At 36.6% G+C, this 20,672-nt stretch carries 21 protein-coding genes; 5 read left to right on the forward strand and 16 right to left on the reverse strand.

The window, feature by feature from the left end; translation table 11 throughout:
- Window positions 1-323 precede the first annotated feature (323 nt).
- Together BR30_RS0105430 and BR30_RS0105435 are read right to left on the reverse strand one after the other, a co-directional pair.
- On the reverse strand, window positions 324-2,459 hold the full coding sequence (locus tag BR30_RS0105430) for a heavy metal translocating P-type ATPase (RefSeq protein WP_081825355.1): 2,136 nt from the start codon (window positions 2,457-2,459) through the stop codon (window positions 324-326).
- Window positions 2,452-2,820 carry an ArsR/SmtB family transcription factor gene (locus BR30_RS0105435; RefSeq protein ID WP_026564129.1) on the reverse strand — a complete coding sequence of 123 codons (369 nt, stop codon included), beginning with the start codon at window positions 2,818-2,820 and terminating at the stop codon, window positions 2,452-2,454. The genes BR30_RS0105430 and BR30_RS0105435 overlap by 8 nt, the downstream gene beginning before the upstream one ends.
- 185 nt (window positions 2,821-3,005) lie before the next feature.
- Here BR30_RS0105435 and BR30_RS0105440 point away from each other — a divergent pair, with 185 nt between their 5' ends.
- The 3 genes from BR30_RS0105440 to BR30_RS0105450 are packed head-to-tail and all read left to right on the forward strand — an operon-like array spanning window position 3,006 to window position 5,387.
- On the forward strand, window positions 3,006-4,019 hold the full coding sequence (locus BR30_RS0105440) for a multicopper oxidase domain-containing protein (protein WP_026564130.1): 1,014 nt from the start codon (window positions 3,006-3,008) through the stop codon (window positions 4,017-4,019).
- Between the two features lie 15 nt (window positions 4,020-4,034).
- A complete protein-coding gene (locus BR30_RS0105445) occupies window positions 4,035-5,201 on the forward strand; it encodes a ZIP family metal transporter (RefSeq protein WP_026564131.1) in 1,167 nt (388 codons plus the stop codon).
- Window positions 5,202-5,216: 15 nt separating this feature from the next.
- Window positions 5,217-5,387 carry a twin-arginine translocase TatA/TatE family subunit gene (locus BR30_RS0105450; protein WP_026564132.1) on the forward strand — a complete coding sequence of 57 codons (171 nt, stop codon included), beginning with the start codon at window positions 5,217-5,219 and terminating at the stop codon, window positions 5,385-5,387.
- A 127-nt stretch (window positions 5,388-5,514) separates the two neighbouring features.
- On the opposite strand, the gene BR30_RS0105455 is transcribed toward BR30_RS0105450, so the two are convergent.
- The 13 genes from BR30_RS0105455 to BR30_RS0105515 all read right to left on the reverse strand — a co-directional run bounded on the left by BR30_RS0105455 (window position 5,515) and on the right by BR30_RS0105515 (window position 18,316).
- Window positions 5,515-6,201, reverse strand: a complete 687-nt coding sequence (locus BR30_RS0105455; RefSeq protein WP_026564133.1) for a DsbA family protein — start codon at window positions 6,199-6,201, stop codon at window positions 5,515-5,517.
- 34 nt (window positions 6,202-6,235) lie between these two features.
- Window positions 6,236-6,643: a DoxX family protein gene (locus BR30_RS0105460; RefSeq protein WP_026564134.1), complete on the reverse strand. Its 408-nt coding sequence runs from the start codon at window positions 6,641-6,643 to the stop codon at window positions 6,236-6,238.
- A 182-nt stretch (window positions 6,644-6,825) separates the two neighbouring features.
- A complete protein-coding gene (locus BR30_RS0105465; RefSeq protein WP_026564135.1) occupies window positions 6,826-7,683 on the reverse strand; it encodes a M56 family metallopeptidase in 858 nt (285 codons plus the stop codon).
- Between the two features lies 1 nt (window position 7,684).
- Window positions 7,685-8,101 carry a BlaI/MecI/CopY family transcriptional regulator gene (locus tag BR30_RS0105470; RefSeq protein ID WP_026564136.1) on the reverse strand — a complete coding sequence of 139 codons (417 nt, stop codon included), beginning with the start codon at window positions 8,099-8,101 and terminating at the stop codon, window positions 7,685-7,687.
- Window positions 8,102-8,195: 94 nt separating this feature from the next.
- The gene (locus BR30_RS0105475) at window positions 8,196-9,518 is read right to left on the reverse strand and encodes a UDP-glucose dehydrogenase family protein (protein WP_026564137.1); all 1,323 of its coding nucleotides are present in this window, start codon (window positions 9,516-9,518) and stop codon (window positions 8,196-8,198) included.
- A gap of 36 nt (window positions 9,519-9,554) precedes the next feature.
- Window positions 9,555-11,039, reverse strand: coding sequence for a hypothetical protein (locus BR30_RS0105480; RefSeq protein ID WP_051633467.1), 1,485 nt, complete (start codon window positions 11,037-11,039; stop codon window positions 9,555-9,557).
- 63 nt (window positions 11,040-11,102) lie between these two features.
- Window positions 11,103-12,026: an FTR1 family iron permease gene (locus BR30_RS0105485; RefSeq protein WP_026564139.1), complete on the reverse strand. Its 924-nt coding sequence runs from the start codon at window positions 12,024-12,026 to the stop codon at window positions 11,103-11,105.
- 30 nt (window positions 12,027-12,056) lie between these two features.
- On the reverse strand, window positions 12,057-12,812 hold the full coding sequence (locus tag BR30_RS0105490) for a hypothetical protein (protein WP_026564140.1): 756 nt from the start codon (window positions 12,810-12,812) through the stop codon (window positions 12,057-12,059).
- A 96-nt stretch (window positions 12,813-12,908) separates the two neighbouring features.
- On the reverse strand, window positions 12,909-13,685 hold the full coding sequence (locus BR30_RS32695) for a glycosyltransferase family 2 protein (RefSeq protein WP_051633468.1): 777 nt from the start codon (window positions 13,683-13,685) through the stop codon (window positions 12,909-12,911).
- On the reverse strand, window positions 13,645-15,138 hold the full coding sequence (locus BR30_RS0105500; RefSeq protein ID WP_026564141.1) for an alkaline phosphatase family protein: 1,494 nt from the start codon (window positions 15,136-15,138) through the stop codon (window positions 13,645-13,647). Before BR30_RS0105500 ends, BR30_RS32695 begins: the two co-directional genes overlap by 41 nt.
- Window positions 15,135-16,088, reverse strand: coding sequence for a lysylphosphatidylglycerol synthase transmembrane domain-containing protein (locus BR30_RS0105505; protein ID WP_026564142.1), 954 nt, complete (start codon window positions 16,086-16,088; stop codon window positions 15,135-15,137). The genes BR30_RS0105500 and BR30_RS0105505 overlap by 4 nt, the downstream gene beginning before the upstream one ends.
- Window positions 16,069-17,025 (reverse strand): NAD-dependent epimerase/dehydratase family protein, encoded by a 957-nt coding sequence (locus BR30_RS0105510; RefSeq protein ID WP_026564143.1) that lies wholly within the window; start codon window positions 17,023-17,025, stop codon window positions 16,069-16,071. Before BR30_RS0105510 ends, BR30_RS0105505 begins: the two co-directional genes overlap by 20 nt.
- A gap of 97 nt (window positions 17,026-17,122) precedes the next feature.
- The gene (locus tag BR30_RS0105515; protein ID WP_026564144.1) at window positions 17,123-18,316 is read right to left on the reverse strand and encodes a hypothetical protein; all 1,194 of its coding nucleotides are present in this window, start codon (window positions 18,314-18,316) and stop codon (window positions 17,123-17,125) included.
- A 347-nt stretch (window positions 18,317-18,663) separates the two neighbouring features.
- Between BR30_RS0105515 and BR30_RS0105520 the strand changes: the two genes are divergently transcribed.
- Window positions 18,664-19,533, forward strand: coding sequence for a cation diffusion facilitator family transporter (locus tag BR30_RS0105520; protein ID WP_026564145.1), 870 nt, complete (start codon window positions 18,664-18,666; stop codon window positions 19,531-19,533).
- 56 nt (window positions 19,534-19,589) lie between these two features.
- Here the strand turns inward: BR30_RS0105520 and BR30_RS0105525 are convergent, their stop codons facing one another.
- Window positions 19,590-20,036: an ArsI/CadI family heavy metal resistance metalloenzyme gene (locus BR30_RS0105525; RefSeq protein WP_026564146.1), complete on the reverse strand. Its 447-nt coding sequence runs from the start codon at window positions 20,034-20,036 to the stop codon at window positions 19,590-19,592.
- Window positions 20,037-20,323: 287 nt separating this feature from the next.
- On the opposite strand from BR30_RS0105525, the gene BR30_RS0105530 reads away from it, so the two are divergent.
- Window positions 20,324-20,650, forward strand: coding sequence for an ArsR/SmtB family transcription factor (locus BR30_RS0105530; protein WP_026564147.1), 327 nt, complete (start codon window positions 20,324-20,326; stop codon window positions 20,648-20,650).
- Window positions 20,651-20,672: the final 22 nt, after the last annotated feature.

The following is a 20,672-nucleotide window of genomic DNA, read 5'->3' on the forward strand; positions in this document are numbered from 1 at the left end:
TATAGGATTTCTTAAACACGACTTTGATTATAAATGGTGTTTATTGATACATTATGAAGATTGTAAATAATAAAATAATACAGGGGCCGATAGATGGTGAATCAATAACAGGAATTTAGAACTAAAAAGAGATAAAAATTCAAATGAGTAATCTATATTTTTTCCAATCAACGGCAAATTCTATCAATTTCCGTAGTCATTTTGTCTTGTTTTATTTAATGTTATCTTAATAAAAAACTTACAAACTATAAGGGATGAACAGTTAGCTTTTTTCCCCTCCAGCATTAAAAAAATGGCTTCCCAAACTGTTGGGAAGCCATAGCTTATTTGTCTTTTACCCTGAGAAGTCGCAAACCATTAAGCGTCACGATAAGTGTGGCTCCCATGTCTGCAAATATCGCAATCCATAGGGTTAACCAGCCCGGGATCACTAATAATAGTGCGAAGAGTTTAATTCCTAATGAAAAAGTGATGTTTTGTTTGATGATAGATAATGCTCTTCTGCTTAGTTTTAACGTAAATGGCAGTTTACCTAAATCATCAGCCATTAAAGCAATATCGGCTGTTTCGAGAGCTGTATCCGTTCCAGCTCCTCCCATGGCAATACCAACAGTCGATGCTGCAAGAGCTGGGGCATCATTCACACCATCCCCAACCATGGCCACACGGTCGTATTTATTTCTTAATTCTTTAATAAAGGCAAGTTTATCTTGAGGTAAAAGGTCAGCCTGAATATCAGAAACTCCTACCTGTTGACCAATTGCATTGGCCGTCCCTTTATTATCGCCCGTTAACATGATCGTTTTTTGAATACCTAATGAGTGAAGTTTCTGGATAACTGATTGGCTGTTTCCTCTCACTTCATCGGCAACTGCTAGTAGGGCTAATATTTCTGAATCAGTCCCAGCCACCATAACTGTTTTTCCTTTATTTTGGAGTTCAGTTATGGTCTCCTTAAGATTCGCTGGTATTCCATTGGTTAAGAGTTCATCGAATAAATTAGGGCTTCCCACATAATACATTTGATCCTTAACTCTACCTTTAATACCTTTACCTGTAATGGAAGAGAAGTCTTCAATAGCAAGGCCTTGATAAGGTAATTGTTCTTGTTCAGCCTTTTTCATGATCGCTGAAGCTAAAGGATGTTGTGAACCATTTTCTAATGCAGCGATAATGGAAAGAAGTTCATTCGGATTTGTATTCTCTTGAGGAAGATAATCCGTTACAACAGGAATTCCTTCTGTTAAAGTCCCTGTCTTATCAAAGGCAATGGCTTGAATCGCTCCCATTTCCTCTAAATGAATCCCACCTTTGATCAAGACACCATTTCTTGCCGCATTCCCAATAGCTGTTACAATCGAAACAGGAGTGGAAATAACGAGTGCACAAGGACAACCTACCACTAAAACTGCCAGCCCCTGATAGATCCATTTACTCCAATCCCCTTCAAATAATAAGGGGGGCAGTACGGCTACTAAAAGCGAAATCAACATGATGACAGGAGTATAATATTTCGCAAAGCGATCAACAAATGCTTGTGAAGGTGCCTTTTCTGCTTGAGCCTCCTCCACCAAATGAATGATTTTTGCAATCGTAGTATCGTCCACATGTTTGGTAACTTTAACTTCAAGAAGTCCCTCTTCATTAAGAGTTCCAGCGAATACTTCATCATCAACAGTTTTGGAAACTGGAACTGATTCCCCAGTAATCGCAGCTTGATTCACAGACGATAATCCTTTTACAATCGTTCCATCCATAGCGATTTTCTGTCCAGGCTTTACGATTAAAATATCACCAATTCGAATATCGTCCACTTCTACTGTAAACTCTTTATCGCCCCTACGAATTAAGGCCTCTTTCGGAGCAATATCCATTAAGGAACGAATGGATTGTCTCGCTTTATCCATCGAGTAAGACTCTAGAACCTCACTGATGGCGAACAGGATGACAACCGTTGCACCTTCTCCCCACTCACCGATAATCGCTGCTCCGATAACAGCTATGGTCATGAGGGTTCTCATATCAAATTCAAGTCGAAATAAGTTTTTCAAGCCCGTGGTGAAAAGGCGATAACCACCCACTAAGATAGAAGCTCCATAAGCTAAAATCGAAGAGATGCTCTCTTCCCCATTTATTTGTGCTGATACCCATCCAATCAGCAAGAAAACCAATGAGGCAATAACATATGAATGTTTTTTCAAAAACGGCTCTTTTTTCTCTTCAAATCGCTGTTTTTCAGGGATAACTCTTATATTTTCAAAAGCTCCTGCTTTCTCTAATTCCTCTATTGTTGTTTCTCCATAAACCGTAAGCTTAGCCGCACCGAAATTTACACTCGCATTAGCAACACCATCCAGGTGTTGTACGTTCTTTTCGAACTTTGTGGCACAGCCTGCTCAGGTGAATCCCTGTACACGGTAAACGGTTTTATCACTTGATTTTTCTAAAGCGTTACTCATGAGATTTCACCTCCTTTTGATGCTCAAATGCAATTTGAATCAATTGTTTTACATGATCATCATCCAGTGAATAAAACACTAATTTTCCTTCTTTACGATATTTTGCTAATCCTAAATTCCGAAGAAGCCGCAAATGGTGAGAGGCCGTTGCCGTGGTACATCCCACAATATTTGCTACATCACATACGCATAATTCCTCTTCCTCACTTAACGAATAAGCAATCTTTATTCTAGTGTCATCGGATAATGCTTTAAATATTTGTGAAACTGCCATTGTATTTTGTTGGGAAATCGATTCTTTTACCCGTTTTACTTTTTCTCCATCCACGCAGGTTACTTCACATATATCATCGTGCTTCAAAAGTTCCATTCCTCCTTATTCAAACGCCCATTTGATTATCAGTATATGTAATTACGTTTAAATGGTCAAATAATTATTTGAATGTTTTTCAAATTCTGTATTGACAAGATGAATGTCCGTAACATAAAGTATTGACAAGGACAATAAAGTTGCTTGAAGGAAACTTTTTAGGAGGAGGTAAAAACATGTCGAAAAATAATATTTCTCGAAGAGATATTTTAAAAATGGGAACGACCGGAGCATTAGGGATAGCAGGAAGTATTTATTTAAATAAAGTTGCACCATTTTCCAGTGTGGCACATGCAGAAGATCATAAAACAAGTCACAATAATCATTCTGCAAATCACACCAATATGTATGATTCTTCAAAAACAGAAGGATATATGATGGCGGAACGTCTCTTAACCGAGTTTGATTATGGAAAAACTACCAAACAATTAGACGGTCGTACTCTGCGTGAATATCAAATAGTTGCAGTTGATAAAGAAATAGAAATCGCAAAGGGGATTAAGTTCCCTGGCTGGACCTATAATGGAACGATTCCAGGACCAACATTCCGTTGTACTGAGGGGGATCTACTACGATTTCATTTTATTAACCAAGGAAGTCATCCACACTCGATTCATTTTCATGGTATTCACCCACCAGAAATGGATGGATTAGACCCTATCGCTCCAGGTCAGTCCTTTACGTATGAATTTGAAGCAAAGCCATACGGATTACAACTTTATCATTGCCATGTTTTACCTTTACGCCGCCATATTCATAAAGGATTATATGGAAATTTTATTATTGATCCAAAAACACCAAGGGAACCTGCACTTGAATTAAATATGGTCATGAATGCCTTTGATTTAGATTTAGATGGTGCAAATGAGTTTTATACGGTGAATGGTTATGCGTTTGCCTTTATGAATCACCCAATTAAAATCAAGAAAGATAAGCTTGTCCGTATCTATTTAAGTAATTTAACCGAATTTGACTTATTAAACTCATTCCATTTACATGCAAACTATTTTACGTATATACCAACAGGTAGAAATGACAACCCAAGTCAATTTACTGATACCATCATGCAGTGCCAAGGGGAACGTGGGATTATTGAAGTTCGTTTCCCATACAAGGGAAAATATATGTTTCACGCTCATGTCAGCGAATTTGCGGAACTTGGCTGGATGGGATTCTTTGAGGTTGAATAGAAAGGAGTGAAAACCATGAAATCAAAATGGCTGATTACAGGTCTTATTCCACTGGTTCTTTTAATACTTGTATTGGGATGGGTATTTAAGAATGGAGCTGGAGTTGAACGAGATCCTGCTGCCCCCATCGAAGTGCTTAATGTTGAACAAATTAAAATTGTACCATCAGGTTTTGAGTTAGATGTAAGTAATACAGGCCCAGAAACACTGACGATTTCTCAAGTGATTGTTGATGATTCTGTATGGAATTTTTCGATGACTCCAGATTCCACGCTGAACAGGTTTGAAGATGGAAAAGTAACGATTAATTATCCATGGGTTGAAGGTGATCCTCATACAATTCTATTAATATCTGAAAATGGAATCATAACAGAAGCTGCTATTGATGCAGCAACCTTAACTCCTGAATTTTCATGGGATAATGTGTTGAATTACGGATTTATCGGCTTTTACGTAGGGATTGTTCCTATTACTTTAGGATTACTATGGTATCCATTTATGAAACGTTTGAAAAAAAGCTGGATTAATGCCATTCTTGCTCTCACAGTAGGACTTCTATTATTCTTATTTTTTGGCACATTATTTGATGGATTTGAAATAGGCGCTGAAGCACCGTCTGTGTTCCAGGGCAACATGGTTGTGATTATTTGTACGGTTCTTTCTTTTCTTTTACTGGTTGGATTTGATCAATATCAACATCAAAGACAAAAACGAACGGGTTATTCACCGCTGGGAATTTCATTATTGATGGCAACAGGAATTGGTCTTCATAATTTTGGAGAAGGGTTGGCTATTGGTTCTTCCTTTGCCCTCGGAGAAGCTGCATTAGGGACTTTTTTAGTAATCGGTTTTACCTTGCATAATATAACTGAAGGGATTGGGATTGCTGCTCCATTATTAAAAAGCAAACCAAAATTTAGTTCTTTTGTTTTATTAGGAACAATTGCTGGTGCTCCCGCCATTTTGGGAACATGGTTTGGAGGTTTTATCTTTTCACCAATTTGGGGGGCAGTATTTTTAGGAATTGGTGCGGGTGCCATTTTACAGGTAATATTCGTTATTTCCAAAATGCTGATCGAAGAACAAAAAAAGAATACGGAACCAGTTGTATCATGGATGAATTTCACAGGATTTACGCTTGGACTATTAATCATGTATTTTACGGCTTTTTTCGTAAAATAATTAGGAGGCGTCAAGGTGGCAAACATAGGAATCGGTGGTGCCTTATTGATATTTGTGATTGCATTAATTGTTTTTGGGCCGAAAAAACTGCCTGAGCTAGGTCGTGCCTTGGGATCTACTCTTAAAGAATTTAAACAGTCAACAAAAGGTATAATGGATGATGATCACGATAAGGAACATAAATAAAATAATACGAGGTGGTTCATCGATAAGACGATGTACCACCTTTTTTGATGTATTCCCGAATTCATTTGTATTTTCAGACATGGTTCAACAGTTAAGTTCTATTTAGGCAATTATTTCATTCTAAAAATCACTCTTCATTTGCAGCCTCTTTTACTCTTTTCTTGAAATCATTATAGGTGTTCCCTTCAAATTTCACACCATTAATAAAAATCGAAGGGGTGCTTGTAATACTTAACTTATTAGCTGCACTCATATCTTTCTCCCATGCCTCTTTTGATTGGTCATTATTAAAGGCATTGACCACTCTTTTCACCTCTGCTTCAGAGGCAATTTCACGTAAAGTGTTCTTAAGAAAGGCTTCCGTATAGATATCCATTTGCTCCGCTTTCGTATCATCAGGCTGTTTTTCATATAACAGTTCATGAAACTTCCAGAACGTTTCATTTCCTAGTTCCTGAAAGACGGTTTCCGCAAATTTGGCAGAACGAGTAGAATCCACATTGATAAACGAATAATTCATAAAATAGAACGAAGCCTTTCCTGTATCGATCAAATCCTTTTCGATATTTGGAAGTAGTGTATCATTAAAATTTTTGCAATAAGGACATTTATAATCACCAAATTCAACGATTTTTACAGGGGCAGACTTTTCCCCTAAAAATGGCTGTCCCTCATAGTCCATTGCTTCTTTTTTAGCTGTATTTGATAAAAAAATTAACCCGACAAGACAAACTGCGACTAAACCAATCACCCAGAAAATAAATTTAGACGATTGATTATTCGACTTTTTCGTTTTTTTGTTCCCTGAAGACATCAATTCACCCTCTAATTTCTCTAGTATTTAATCTTTATTGTGAGTTTTTTGAGAATAATTTTGAATCAAGAGAAAGAGCAGATTTCGAATTTAGGAATAGAAATACTGCCATGACTGCAAAGGCAAGATCCAATTCAAACCCAGCACCTTGTCCTTTTCCCATGAAGCCTGCTGCCAATTTTACTTTTAAAATAGCTCCTATCATGATGAATACAAACAGAGCAGCAATATATCGTGTTCCAAATCCGATGATTAACAACAGACCTCCTACTAATTCGATAATGCCGACTATGTACCCCACAAACCCCGGAATTCCTATACTATCAAACCAACCTACAGTATTTTCAATACCATTTTGAAACTTTGAAACACCGTGAATAAAAAATGATAACCCTAAAAATATTCTTAAAATGAGTGTCCCTACTTCTAATTTTTTCAATATACTTTCTCCTCTCAAATTCCGTTTAATCTCCACTACGAACCGTAGTGTAAATGAGTAACAAATTCACCCTTTTACACGAAAAAAATCTATTTAACACTACTCATTGTAGTGTAACTTGTTACAAACGGTCAAGTGATAATACTTCTATTAAATAAAGGATTGGAATTAACCTCCAATCCATGTTATGCAATAACTAATAGCAATAATATTAAAATAAATACATTTAAAGAGATGACGATTGTTCGTGTCTCTACTTTAACTGGAATCGATTGTTGCGGATTAATTAATTGTTGAAGCCTGTAATCGACTGTACTATCCGCAAAATGCACGATAGCTGGAGTTAGATTTGAATTAACCTTCAGCTGCTTCTTGATTAGCTTTAAAAGAGCGCTGCCTAATCCAAGTTCTGAACCCATTCGATTAATCGCATATTCATCTGCAACTAGTTCAATCATAATCCGATAATTCTGATAGGACCATCTCGTAAGCGGGATATACCATATAGATTCTGAGATAACTTGTAAAATAAACACCTTAATTCCATCATAATACCTTTGGTGGGAAGTCTCGTGGTAAATGACTGCTTCTAATTCCTTTGAATCTAACATTTCAATTAGTGTAGTAGAAAGGACAATTACTGGGTTCGAAAACCCAAATGTAAATGCCAACGGTTCTTTATGATTGATCACAACGATATCATCAGTTTTTCTGTTAAAAATTTGATTCAATTGTTGGGATTTACCTTTATTCATAAGTAGTTGAATTTTATTTTGAAATGAATTTAAAACTAGGATTTGCTGTACGACCTTTTTACAAATCATGAAAACTGTATAAAAAATATACGCATTCACAATTATTAAAATCGCATAGTAGGCATACGTGCCTTTTTCAAATAAGCTAATGCAAAAATTGAAGATATTAAATAGCTCTAATGGGCCAAATAAGATATTAACTAAAAACATAGCCATTTGAACTAACAAAATAATCGCAAAGAAAAGACCTAATCCGAAAACAGCAGTTGATTTTTGTTTCCAGATCATATTACTTTCTGCCCTTTTTTAATTGTTCAATTTTTTGTTCCAGTTTCTGAAGTAAACGATCATCCACTTCATTTAAAGAATCCAGCATATGATTAACCACTAAGCCGCCAAATTCGTCCAAAAGGTTATCTGTTAGTTTTTTGGATTGGTCGCTAATAAAATCCTCTTTGGTTTTGACAGGTTTAAAGAAAGAGGTTCTTCCTTCCAATCTTTTTGTGAGGATGTTTTTATCGACAAGACGGTTCATAACGGTCATAACTGTATTGAAGTTGAGCGGTTTTTCATTTTCTAATTTTTGTTGAACGTCCTTTATACTCTTTTCATTGCCGTCCCAAAGAATGTCCATTATTTTAGACTCGAGCGGACCGAAAAAACGGTTAAGTCCTTCTTGGTCAAAACGAAAATTGTTTATTGTCATTTAATCCCCACCCTTCCATTACACATTGTAGTGTAATATCCTAAATTTTTCAATGCGTGCCTTATTTCTATCCACCGCCGAAACCGAATGCTTTTTAGTGTTCTTTCCCAATCACACATGGTCTGCCTATTGAATGGTATTCAACAGGGAAACCTTTCATATCATCAAGCTGAAAGCAATTTCTGCCATCAAAAATAACTGGCTCTGTCATCCATTCAGAAAACATATTTATAGGAATATTTTTAATCTCTTCCCATTCCGTTACAATAAACGCAAGATCGGCATTCATCAATGCTTGCTCCAATGTATCAGAATATGAAATGAGCTCTCCAATTTCTCTTTTTGCATTTATTATTGCAACAGGATCATAGGCAGTGACGATTGCTTCCTCAACCACTAACCTTTTTGCCAACTTGATAGAAACAGACTCACGGACATCGTCAGTATTAGGCTTGAATGATAGCCCTAACAGTGTGACCTTTTTTCCCTTTAAGCTTTTAAACCGATCTAATGCTTTGTCGATTAGCCTTAATTCTTGCCTTTTATTAATTTCCAGAACCTCATCTAGAAGTCTGATTGGTTCTCCAACTTCATTTGCTAAATGAATAAGCTCCTTCGTATCTTTAGGCAGACAAGAGCCTCCAAAACCTACTCCGGCATTTAGAAACGAGCTTCCAATTCTTGCATCCATCCCCATCCCCAGGGTGACTTCTTCAATATTTCCACCTATTTGTTCACAAATACCAGAAAGTGCATTTACATAGCCAATTTTTAAGGATAAAAATGAATTGGAGGCAATTTTAATCAATTCCGCACTTTTTGTATCTGTTTTAATAATAGGAATTTGCAGTGGTTTATATAACTCTTCCAATGTATCGATCGCTTCCTTGCTGTCAGATCCGATGATGATACGGTCGCCATGGAAAGTATCATAAACGGCAGCACCCTGCCTAAGGAATTCTGGATTGGCTGCAATATGAAAACAATAGGGTGAACGCAATTCAGACTGAATCCACTCTTTAATTTTCTCATTTGTTCCTAATGGTACCGTGCTTTTCGTTACAATTAGAATATTATTTCTAGTTATCATTCTGCCAATTTCTTTTGAAATCTGTTCAATATATTGTAAATCAAGAGAACCATTTTTATCATTTGGTGTTCCAACTGTGATCATGATGATATCTGCATCCTGATAACCGATAATAGGGCTGGTTGTAAACGAAAGTCTGCCTGCCTCGAGATTGTTTTTCATTAACTCTTCTAATCCCGGTTCATAGAAGGTTGCTTCGCCTTTAAGAAGAGTATTTATTTTTTGAGGGTCACGATCCACGCAAATGACCTCATGGCCGATCTCCGCTAAACACACCCCTGTGACAAGTCCAACATACCCTGTACCAGCAATGGCTATTTTTTTCAAAGCATTTTTCCTTTCCTTTTTGAATTCTTCTAATTCTTAATGAACTGCTTCATTTCCGATCCATTTATATAAAGTAATATCATGATAAACTGGATCAAAAAGTTCATTTGATTGAAAGCTTGCTACTTTTATTATTTTGCCATCCAATGAATGACCTTGTGTGAGGAATCCTTTAACTACTTTATCCGTTAGAAGTATAGTTCTTCCACTGAAATATTTTGAATCTGACTTGAAAAACTCAAACGTTTCGAGTCTTTTATGTGTATAAGATGCATTTATATACTGGAGTACCCTTGTTTCTTCCCATGTATAAAGAATCACAGGTTGATCCATTTTCGATAGATACTCATCCATCTTATATATAGCTGGACTTTCGGTTCCTTCGGCCTTTAATAATATAACATCTTTCCAAACTTGATGTCCTAAGAGGATGACCGCTAGTCCTAGTATCAGATATGATACCCTTTTTGAAAAAAGAATGATACAAATAATGAAGACTAACAGAATGATTAATGGAAGTACGTGCCGAGCTTTTTCAATGTTTTGTCCAAGTAATCCCCAAACAAAATAGCAGGAAAACAGAAGGTAAAGTAGATTCATAAAGGGATGATTAGCCTTTGGTTCCTGCCTTTTATAGCTTCGAAATAGAATTACCGCCAGAAAAAAAGCGAAAATAACTACAGTGATAATAGATTTGCCGGCGATGCCTGTCCAGACAATATTCCCCCATGTGAATTTCGTCAGCCTCTCAAAAAAACTTATTTTGGATGTTTCTATTGCACCGCCCCAATCATTAAAATGACCAGTTGTAAAGGCTAATGATAGCTTGATAAAACCAATCAAACTACCTTCTGAAACAATAAGAGCAACGATCCAGCATGCTTGAAAGGCGATGCCAAACAGACAGTAATAGATTAACTCTACTCTGGAAATCGTTTTATTTTTAACTTTAAGGTAAAAAAGAAAAAGAATACCGATGGAAAATGGCAGATAAGAAAGGCGAATTCCCATCATAAGGCTTAACATGGCTAAGGGGATCAAAATAAATGTTGAATTCGTCCTCTTAAAAGCAAAAAACAAACTCCACAAATACCACCAAAAAGCAGCAAGTGCCGCTCCTTCAGACATCGGTTGGTTAACCATGATGATGCAAAAACTGCTAGAATAAATAATCGCAGCCGATAGCCATGAATAGCTGCTGCTTAAAAAGTTCCTGCACAATTTATAAATTGGGACCACAGTACTGGCATAAAAAAGAATGTTAAACATAGTCAGAGCCTCTGATGGATCATTCACAAATAGATGAATGAATTTGCCTCCTAAAATAAACAAAGGATAACCAGGGAAATGCGGCTGCATAGCCATTAAATCAAATCGTGTAACAGCAAGAGAAAAATCAACCTGGTCCCATGAGGAAGTATAAGGATTGACATAAAGAAGCTGTGATAGAAAAACAATCATTATAGCTGTAATACTTAAGCCTATTAACAGGCTTTTTTTTAACTGATGAGATAATTTCATTCATTCATACTCCATTTCAGAGAAAAAGTACAAGGCAAAAGCCTTGTACTTTTTGTTTAAGGGTTATTTCGCTTGTGTCTTAAGAATGTGGCCATTCTGTGAAGCATTTTCTTTTTTCCGCTGACTTGCTGCCGGTTTGGAGGAGGTTAGCAGATAAATGGCTACAAAATATCCGATATATGCCAGAACTTCTTCAATCGAAGGCATGGATGAATAACCAAATAATGCTTTCAAGAAAACTCCAATATCTCCTGAAAGGATGGGTGCTGTCCCAGTATCACGAAGGTAATGAGTATAATCAATAGGATGCTCTGGCAAAAACCAGGTAAGATCATACACATGCGGCAGGACACTTCCAATTATGTTAATATCCTGCATCATGGATATAGCTTGAACCAACAGTCCGGCTGAAATAAGAATAATAAAAGCTCCTGTTAATTTAAAGAAGCTACTTAATGGAATCCTCATTGTTCCTTTAAAGAACAAATATGAAACGATAACAGCTATGACTACACCTGTAATCGCACCCCAGCCTTCCATCGCGGCACCGATGTTTCCTCCAGTAATGGCGGCAAAGAAGAATACCGTTTCCACACCTTCTCGTAGAACAACAAGAAAGGAATGGACGACCATACCCACAACATTTCCAGTGGAAATAAACTTATTCATTTTTCCTTCCATATTCCCTTTTATATCACGACTGTGACTAGCCATCCAGAAAACCATTTGGGTAAGTAAAACTGCAGATACAAGCATAATTCCTATTTTTAGATACATTTCGCTTCCCATGGCTGCAAAACCTGTAAATACAATTTGGAATAATAGGGCTACTCCGATACTTGCCAATACGGCAAGACCTGCCCCCATCCAAACATATTTTGTGTACTGCTTATGATCTACTCTTTTAAGATAGGTTGTAATGATACCTACAATTAATAAGGCCTCTAACACTTCCCGGAATGTGATTAACAATGCCTGAATTTCCACAGTCCTTCTCCTCCCCCATGGTGCCTTCGTTTACTTTCTTCTTTTGCGAATCACAAAGATAATAACAGCTATAATAACTCCTACTATTAAAATTAGTGGGATCCAATTACGGATATTTGATATATCCGTCCAATCCTTTTTCCCAGTGCTTTGTTGTTCTGTGGCACTTTCAGAAAAATGCCCTACTTCAAGACTTTTTAATTTAAATTCTGATTTTAAGCTCTCCAGAATTTCTTCTTTATTTTCCTTAAAGGCCTCTAAATTTGCTTCTTTTTTTCCTACCCCAAACAATCCGGGGTTCCCCAATGCTACCAATGCCTGATCAAAATCAGTTCGGATTTTTTTATCATTATCAGGGTTTTCAGCTTCAACCCTCGGGGATATAGCTTCGTATGTAGCAAATCCTTTCGCAAGTAGTCGCTTCGTTGTGTCATATTCCTTAAAGTTATTTTCAATACTCTCCAAACGTCTGGCAATATTTAAAACAAGAAGTTTTTCCATATTTTCTAAAGTGGCTTTTTTATCTTCCGCTTCGATATTTTTTAAAATCAGCTTTGCAGGCTCAGGACCCATATGCATATCGATTTCTTCTTTAACGGTATCAAAAAGCTTTTTAGCAGATGTGAAATTCGGTGGATTCTCATCAAGTTTAGTGACCATGCCCTTATATACCTCAGCAACCTTTTCTTCATTCGGGTCACCATATGAGTAAGCATGGGCATAACTAATGGAAAGGCTGTTAACAATTATTGTTACAATAAAAAATAAAACTGAGAGTTTTTTCATCCAAATTCCCTCCTGTGGTTAATGATAATGATTATCATCCTCGCTGTCAATATGGCACTGAAGATTGTCACATATTTATCATACTTATCTGACAAATTAATCCTGCTTTCTATCTAAGATAGGAAACACCCTACCGCCTTGCGTCCTATAGGTCTGCTTTTTCGTGTTTACTTTTGTCACAGGCCTTCTCATTTCTTTTAATATAGCAGGTAAGACCGAGGTCATATACGAACGAAATTTAATAAATGATTCACCCGTTTTACGAACCTGATATTGAATGGGAATTTCCTTCATACGAAACCCTTTTCGAATTAGATTTAATGTGACCACTTGGGCATAATTGTAATCGTGGATAATTTCTGCTTCCTCCATGGCCTGTCTAGAAAATGCTCTCATACCAGATTGACCATCATAGATCCATTTACGGAGGAGAAGCGCTTGTAGCATGGTAAAACAGTAATTTCCGATTCTTCTGTTCCATTTCATACCATCTATTGTTCCAAGAAAACGGGATCCCATCACATAATCAGAAGTTCCCAATAGGATGGGTTCAATTAATTCTGGAATTTGTTCAGCTGGGTATTCATTATCGGCATCAATCATAACACCAATATCTGCTCCATATAAAACACACAGTTCCAGCCCATTTCTCACTGCTGCCCCTAAACCTTGATTTTTAACAAACGTGTGAACATAATTTGCTCCCGCTGCCCACGATAGTTCTTCTGTCCGATCACTAGAACCGTCATTTACCACAAGAACCTCTACACACACATGGGGATTAAAATTTCTGGGTATTTTTCGAATGACCTCTGTAATTGAGTCTTCTTCATTATAGGCTGGCAGAAAAACTATTACTTTTTGTTGCTTCATAATCCATAACATCCTTCCTTACTGCATCAACTAATACTGGGCCTCGGGCTTTATCAGGGAATGGTGCACCCAGTAAGTAAGAGATGGTAGATGCGAGGGATACTAAACTATGCTTCTCCTCCACACTCTTTCCTTTCTCGATAGAAGGGCCATACATGAAAAAGGGAACAAATCTTTCCCCTTCATCCAAATGCCCATGCCCGCCGATACCGTCTGCCTGACCATGATCGGCACAAACAATAAACGTGTAATTTTCAAGCTTTCCTCTATCCTTTAACCAATGAAAATATTCTTCTACCAGGGAATCGGCTTCTTGAATCTTTTGAATATATTCATCATATAAAACACCACGGCTGTGTCCAGTTTGGTCTGTACTTATTAATTGAACGATTTGTAGGTCTGGATCCTGCTCTTCCATGATATTTTTAGCTCGTTCAATAATGCCGCGATCCACTAGATTATTTTTCATAACAGCAGTAAATGTCTCAACATCCTTACCAAAGGAATCGACGAGATGCGCTACAGCTAATAAAGAACCCTTTTTCCCTACTTTTCGTAGACTATCAAAAACACTTTCGACTTTAATCCCAAGCTTCCAAACCATATTCGACTTTATGCCGTGTTCGAAGGGATACGTTCCTGTAAACATAGAAGAAAAACATACAACGGTTCTTGCAGGATAAACGGTTTCCATATTGGTATACTCTGTACCATTTTTCCTCAAGTAGTCGAGAAACGGAGTATTGGCTTCTTCAAAGCGTTCTTTCCGCATACCATCTATGACCATAACAATCACTTTTTCATTAATGGCAGATGTCCGCTCCTCTATATTGGACGTATAGGTTGGAATAATTTTCGGCTTCCAATCAAATAGATTTTTATGGAGAATCCATGAGAATAAGAGGACGCCGGCATAAAAAAGGATTAGTACTCCAACTTCACCGCCAGACCATGACGGCTCTGAAGTGACTAAATTCCAAAGAGACAATAATAAAAGAAACTTAGGCAATTGCTCTTGGGCATTTCCGCTTGTTGAATCACTATTTTTTAGCACAAGTTTCCAGAAGCGCGTAAAATTAAGCCATGACGTACCAATTCGCAAATGATAATAAAACGTTCCCCAAAAAAATACGGTAAAGAAGAAATATAATCCTATTGCTGTAAGAAGCAGACTGAGATTCACATGATCCCAGATAATAAGATATACCGTAAATGGAATCCATAAATAATTTCTTAAGAATAATGGGTAATCGAACAAATAGTAAATAATCAGCATTGGCAGGATGGCGAGGAACCCAAGGGCTAGATCTCCTAAAAATGAAGGATTACCAAGCTTTGCAATGGAATAGATCAGCATGACTCCAATGGTAAAAATCGGTGTAAATGGCTTTCCCTCGTTTAAAAGGTTCCAGCACCTGGCTGCAAATTTTTCAAATTTTGATGCTTTTTTCATTCAGGTCTTCCCCTCCTTAATAATATCTCTCTTATTTGTCTTATTTTCGTTAACGGTGAATGGATTAATAATAGGAATCCAACTAGATAGGAAAAAATAAATTTATAACTATGACTTATCAGTGCCACCATATACCCATCTTTTATTGGATAATGAAAACTTGCTAGTGCAGCAGTCATGACGGATTCATAGGTTGAAATTCCACCAGGCGTAATCTGAAAAATCTGTCCCCCTACAGTGATCGAGTTAACCCAAATGGCCTTGTAAAGCGGCAGACCATTACCTATCGATCCGGTTACACTCCAGACAACGGCACCTTCAAGTGCCCAACTAAACGCAATTAAGAGCATAATTAAAACGAAATTCTTCCCAGCTAAGCTTGTTTTTACTATTTGTATATGCTTTTCCACAAACCGCGGACGATGTTTTTTGACGAAAAAGGATCCAATTAAAATCATTATTACTAAAATAAACAACAAACCTAGTGAATAACGAAAGACAAATGGCCTTGAAAAGGCAACGAGTCCAATAAATGAAAACATTAGGAGAAAAAACATATCTATTGCTCGAAGGACAATAACAGAATGGGCTGAAATTTCCGGACTTATGTTTTTTTCCCTCCAGGATAGAACGCCAATTCTAACTGCATCTCCCACCTTAATTGGAGTAATATGATTCACGAAAAGGCTTAGGAGCACCCCCTGCAGACAGCTATAGAATCTTACCCTCTTTCCTAAGTATAATCTCCATGCTTCAGCTCTTAGAATAAAAGATAACAGGTAAGAAATCGTCACAGCTACAATAATAAAAGGGTTTCCTACAAAAAACTCCTGCATTGCATTAAATAACTTTTCAACATGCAAATAGCGCAGTGATAGAACAATAAATATCCCTGCAAGAATGAACCCCATTAGCCTTATCAGCAGGCGATTAACTGATTTCTGACTCATGTTTTTTTGCCCATTCTATCGTCTTGGAAAGGCCTTCTGAAAAAGAAACAGATGGTTGAAATCCAAGCTGCTCCCTTGCCTTTGAAGTATCTGCCCAAGTGGAATGAACATCACCTTGGCGAAATTCAGCCTGCCTTATTGCTAGATCCGGAAAATACACCCTGAGGTGATCTACTAGCTCTTCAAGGAAAATAGGGCTGCCAGAGCCAATATTAAATGTGCCCACTTTTTCCAGTTGGTTAAAAGCACTAATGATTCCCGCAATACAATCATCAATATAGGTATAATCCCTAGCCGTCCTATTTCCAAAAAGGGTAATTTCCTTTTTATTAATCAGCTTTTTGATAAACCCTGTAATCGCCATATCCGGTCTTCCCCATGGTCCATATACTGTAAAAAAGCGAAGGATTGAGACTTTATAGTCAAATAAGGAAGAATAAGCATGGCAAAACGATTCCGCACCAAACTTGGCCGCTGCATAAGGAGAAACAACTCGTCCAGTTGCCATCTCCTCTTTAAGAGGAACATTTTTTTGTTCACCGTAAACCGATGACGAAGATGCGAAAATAAACTGTTTTACATTGGATTCCCCAGCAAAACGAAGAGCATTTATCGTCGCTTTGATATCGTAATCTACATACTCATTCGGGGCAGCAATAGAGTGAGGTACTCCAGGAATGGCAGCTAAGTGAATGACTATTTCCGGTTTAAAAGAAATAAATATTTCTCTGACTTTATTTTCATTATGTATAAGGCTTTCTTGAAAAAAATGAAACTTCCCTGCCTTACTAACAAATTCAAGGTGGCGCTTTTTTCTCTCAATCGAATAATATGGGTGAAGTACGTCAAGGATTAGTACTTCATGTCCTTCTTTGATCAATCTTCTTGTAAGGTGGGAACCAATAAATCCAGCCCCTCCAGTTACGATTATTTTCAATCAAAAACACCTCTAAATAGTTCATTAAATCTTATTCTCTCATATACAAGAAAAAAGGAAAAACCTTGCACATCTAGAACAAGGTTTTTCCTCTGCATTATTTCGCTTTTTCTACGATTGTATTCAGAGTGGAAATAAGTTCTTTCAATTGCGCCTCACCAGCTGCTTTATCTTTCGCTTTTGCAGTTTCAACATATTTTTGCGCTTTTTCATTGAGTGATTTATAAGCATCTTCACCTAGAAGGGTCTTGATATCTTCACCGATAATGTCAATAAATAATGCACCTTCTAAACCAGTAACAACGGCTTTATCATCTTTGCCCAATAGTTCTTTACTTTCCTCATATTCACCCATCGCAATTTTTGCAAAGCCGCGAACAAATGCTTTATTTACAGCAGCTGGATCTAAAGCTTTTACATCTGATTCAAGTGAAAATGATTTATCGATAAAGGCAGTTTCATCTGCAGCATTCTTACTGAAATATCCGTATAAAGATTGGAAGAATGCCCAGCCTTCCGCCTGCTCAACTTTAGCAAGGGCTGCGTCTTTTCCTGCTTCTGCTGCCGCTTTTGTCGCATATCCGTTTGGAAGAGCACCAGTAGCAAGATAGAATGTTTTCATTAACGTTTTATCAACGACTTGTTTTCCTAAGTTAAAGCTAAGTAGATCATTATTTTTTACGGCCTCACCAATTTCGTTAAATCCACCATCAATAACACTGACAAGGTTTGTTCCATACGCTGCATCACGCTTTTCAACAGTTGTCTTTAGGATTGCATAGTACTCTTTTGCTTCTTCAAGTTCACCATTAACTTCATCAGTTTTACCCCATAGTTCTGTTACTTCTGTAAAATCGTGTTTAATTGATGTATAAAATACTTTTTGCATTAATTTATCAAAAATTTGTCTAACTACTACTTTATCCATAGCTCCGTCTTTACCGGCAGTAAGTGCTGTTGTGATTTTATCATCAATTGTATCTTCAAATTCTGCGTCTCGTTTTTTAACCAACTCTTTTAAATTTTCATTATATAACGTTGTAACTTTATCAAAATCAACTTCTTTACCTTCTTTAGCTTTATCAAGCTCAGTTAATGCTTCTGTAAAAACATCAGCATAAGCTACATCTTCTTTTTCCTCAGTTTCTTTTTCCTCAGCCTCTTTCTTCTCAGAAGCTTTTTCCTTGTTCTCCACTTTTGGTTTACTTTCCGTTTCTTCTGCTTTTCCGCAAGCCCCTAGTATTAATGAAAAGGCTGCCAAGGCTGCTAGCAATTTAAATTTAATCGACATGTTGTTTCCCCCGGTTTTGTTTTGTTTTGTTTTTGTCTATTTGATAATGATTATCATTCACAATTTCAATTATAATAGAGAATGATTATCAGTGTCAATGACAAATAATATATGTAACAAAATATTCACAATTTCAAAAATAAAAAACCCAGTATAACTTTTTTGACAGGGCCATATAGTAATTTTTATGAAAGATGTGGTGAAAGGATAAGAGGCATGGCAAGTTTCCCCAGTGAAACTTTTTTTCACTGCCATTACTTAGTTTGAAGGATGACAAAAGGTTTCTCTAGACCCACTAGATAATTGTAATCCATAATATATTTGGAGAAATGGTGGAGGATAGAATTATGAACGAACAGGGATATTTGGATTTAAGAAGAGGAGAACGAGGCGCGATAATAAGTATTATTGCTTACATAATCTTGTCTTCAATAAAATTAGCAGTCGGTTTTATAGCTAACTCTGAAGCCTTAAAAGCAGACGGTCTAAATAATGTCACAGATATTATTGCATCAATAGCTGTACTGATTGGTCTTAAATTATCGCAGCGTCCAGCTGATGATGACCATCCCTATGGGCACTGGAAAGCTGAAACCGTTGCCTCAATGGTCGCTTCATTTATTATGATCGCTGTGGGAATACAAGTAACATACGAAGCGATTTCGAGTATATTTTATGGAAGAAATGAAACTCCAGATTTGGTTTCTGCTTGGACAGGTCTCTTTTGTGCTTTGGTTATGTATTTGGTTTATCGATATAATAAAAAATTAGCTAATGAGATAAATAGCCAATCTGTTATGGCAGCGGCAAAGGATAACCTTTCAGATGCATGGGTCAGTGTCGGTACATTTATTGGTATCGTTGGTGCCCAGTTCAACCTTCCGTGGCTCGATCCTATTACTGCGATAATCGTTGGATTACTCATCTGTAAGACCGGTTGGGAGATTTTTAGAGATGCCTCCCATCATTTGACTGATGGATTTGACGAAAAACAAATAGAGACATTTAAAGAAACAATCATTGATTGTAATGGGGTTAAAGGTGTTAAAGACATCAAAGCCCGGAATTACGGTAATAACGTGGTAGTGGACATTGTGATTCTGGTGAATTCCGATTTAGATATCCGCGGAGCCCACGATATTGCAACAAAGGTTGAAAATGTATTAATAAAAGAACATCATGTCTATGATGTACATGTCCATGTTGAACCTAATTAAATTAAAAACGAGTTTGGAGCATATCACTTTCTCCAAACTCGTTTTTTTAATAAAAACTATCCGCAACAAGATGATGTCTTTATTTCTACCTTAACAGGTTGAACTGAACAACACTCCGATTCTGCTGTCGTCGTCTCTACATCACCTTTTGTATAGAAGAACTCCCATTCGTTCCCGTCTGGATCAGTTACCCAAAATTTATCTTGTGTGGCGTAACAACAGGTAACATCCATCTCTTCCCTTGCAAAAAAGCCTAATTTTTCTAAACGATCTTTATGCTGCAGTACTTCTTCTAGATTTTCCACTTGAAAGCCAAAATGTCCGACCTGGTTTCCTGATACATGCTCTTTTAAGTTTAAGGTGAAATTTAGACCTGGATCGTTAAGTAAGAACTTAGCGTAGTCTGGCTTTACTTTGACTGGTTCCACATTAAAAACTTTAGTATAAAATTCAAGTGACTTATTTAAATCAGTAACATTTACCCCTACATGCATCTTCATCATAACCACTCCATTAGATTTATTTTTTTAAAACAGTAAATCAAAAAAATTTGATTTACATTTCATTAATCAACTTTTTTTGATTTTATAATCTAAGTATATTAGCAATTTTTTCTAATTGCAACTAATAAATCAAAAAAAATTGATTTTATTTTAAAGTAGATTTTTTCTTCTAAATGTGGGCTTTTTATCTAAATCAAATTTTCTCGATAAAAACGATTGACATATGAAAATATTGGATATATTATGAACGTATCAAGATTATTTGATTTAAGAAGCAGGTGAAAAACGTGAAAGAAGAAATTCAACTACAAGATATATCTTTAGAAAAAGTATTTGAAGAATATGAGTTAAAATTTAAAGCGATTGCTGATAAAAAGAGACTTCAAATCATGAATATTTTAACTCAAAAAGGTGCGATGTGTGTTTGCGATTTAGCTCCAATGATGGATATGGCTCAATCAAAGCTATCTTATCATTTAAAGATCTTATTAGATGCCAACATTATTACAAAAGAAACACGGGGAACATGGAGCTATTACGAACTGAATCAAGAACAACTTAATCACTTGTTATCCCATGAACTTTGTTGCTTATTCAAGCCAACCAGTTGCTAATTTTTTTAAAATATTAATCAAT

Source organism: Bacillus sp. UNC41MFS5 (genome assembly GCF_000686805.1).

Bases quoted from the DNA above. Each gene is read 5' to 3' on its own strand.
- BR30_RS0105470 (WP_026564136.1), bottom strand. From the start codon at position 8,101: ATGACAATAAACAATTTTCGTTTTGACCAAGAAGGACTTAACCGTTTT.
- BR30_RS0105515 (WP_026564144.1), bottom strand. From the start codon at position 18,316: ATGTCGATTAAATTTAAATTGCTAGCAGCCTTGGCAGCCTTTTCATTA.
- BR30_RS0105465 (WP_026564135.1), bottom strand. From the start codon at position 7,683: ATGATCTGGAAACAAAAATCAACTGCTGTTTTCGGATTAGGTCTTTTC.
- BR30_RS0105520 (WP_026564145.1), top strand. From the start codon at position 18,664: ATGAACGAACAGGGATATTTGGATTTAAGAAGAGGAGAACGAGGCGCG.
- BR30_RS32695 (WP_051633468.1), bottom strand. From the start codon at position 13,685: ATGAAGCAACAAAAAGTAATAGTTTTTCTGCCAGCCTATAATGAAGAA.
- BR30_RS0105480 (WP_051633467.1), bottom strand. From the start codon at position 11,039: ATGAAATTATCTCATCAGTTAAAAAAAAGCCTGTTAATAGGCTTAAGT.
- BR30_RS0105445 (WP_026564131.1), top strand. From the start codon at position 4,035: ATGAAATCAAAATGGCTGATTACAGGTCTTATTCCACTGGTTCTTTTA.
- BR30_RS0105505 (WP_026564142.1), bottom strand. From the start codon at position 16,088: ATGAGTCAGAAATCAGTTAATCGCCTGCTGATAAGGCTAATGGGGTTC.
- BR30_RS0105500 (WP_026564141.1), bottom strand. From the start codon at position 15,138: ATGAAAAAAGCATCAAAATTTGAAAAATTTGCAGCCAGGTGCTGGAAC.
- BR30_RS0105455 (WP_026564133.1), bottom strand. From the start codon at position 6,201: ATGTCTTCAGGGAACAAAAAAACGAAAAAGTCGAATAATCAATCGTCT.
- BR30_RS0105525 (WP_026564146.1), bottom strand. From the start codon at position 20,036: ATGATGAAGATGCATGTAGGGGTAAATGTTACTGATTTAAATAAGTCA.
- BR30_RS0105490 (WP_026564140.1), bottom strand. From the start codon at position 12,812: ATGAAAAAACTCTCAGTTTTATTTTTTATTGTAACAATAATTGTTAAC.
- BR30_RS0105440 (WP_026564130.1), top strand. From the start codon at position 3,006: ATGTCGAAAAATAATATTTCTCGAAGAGATATTTTAAAAATGGGAACG.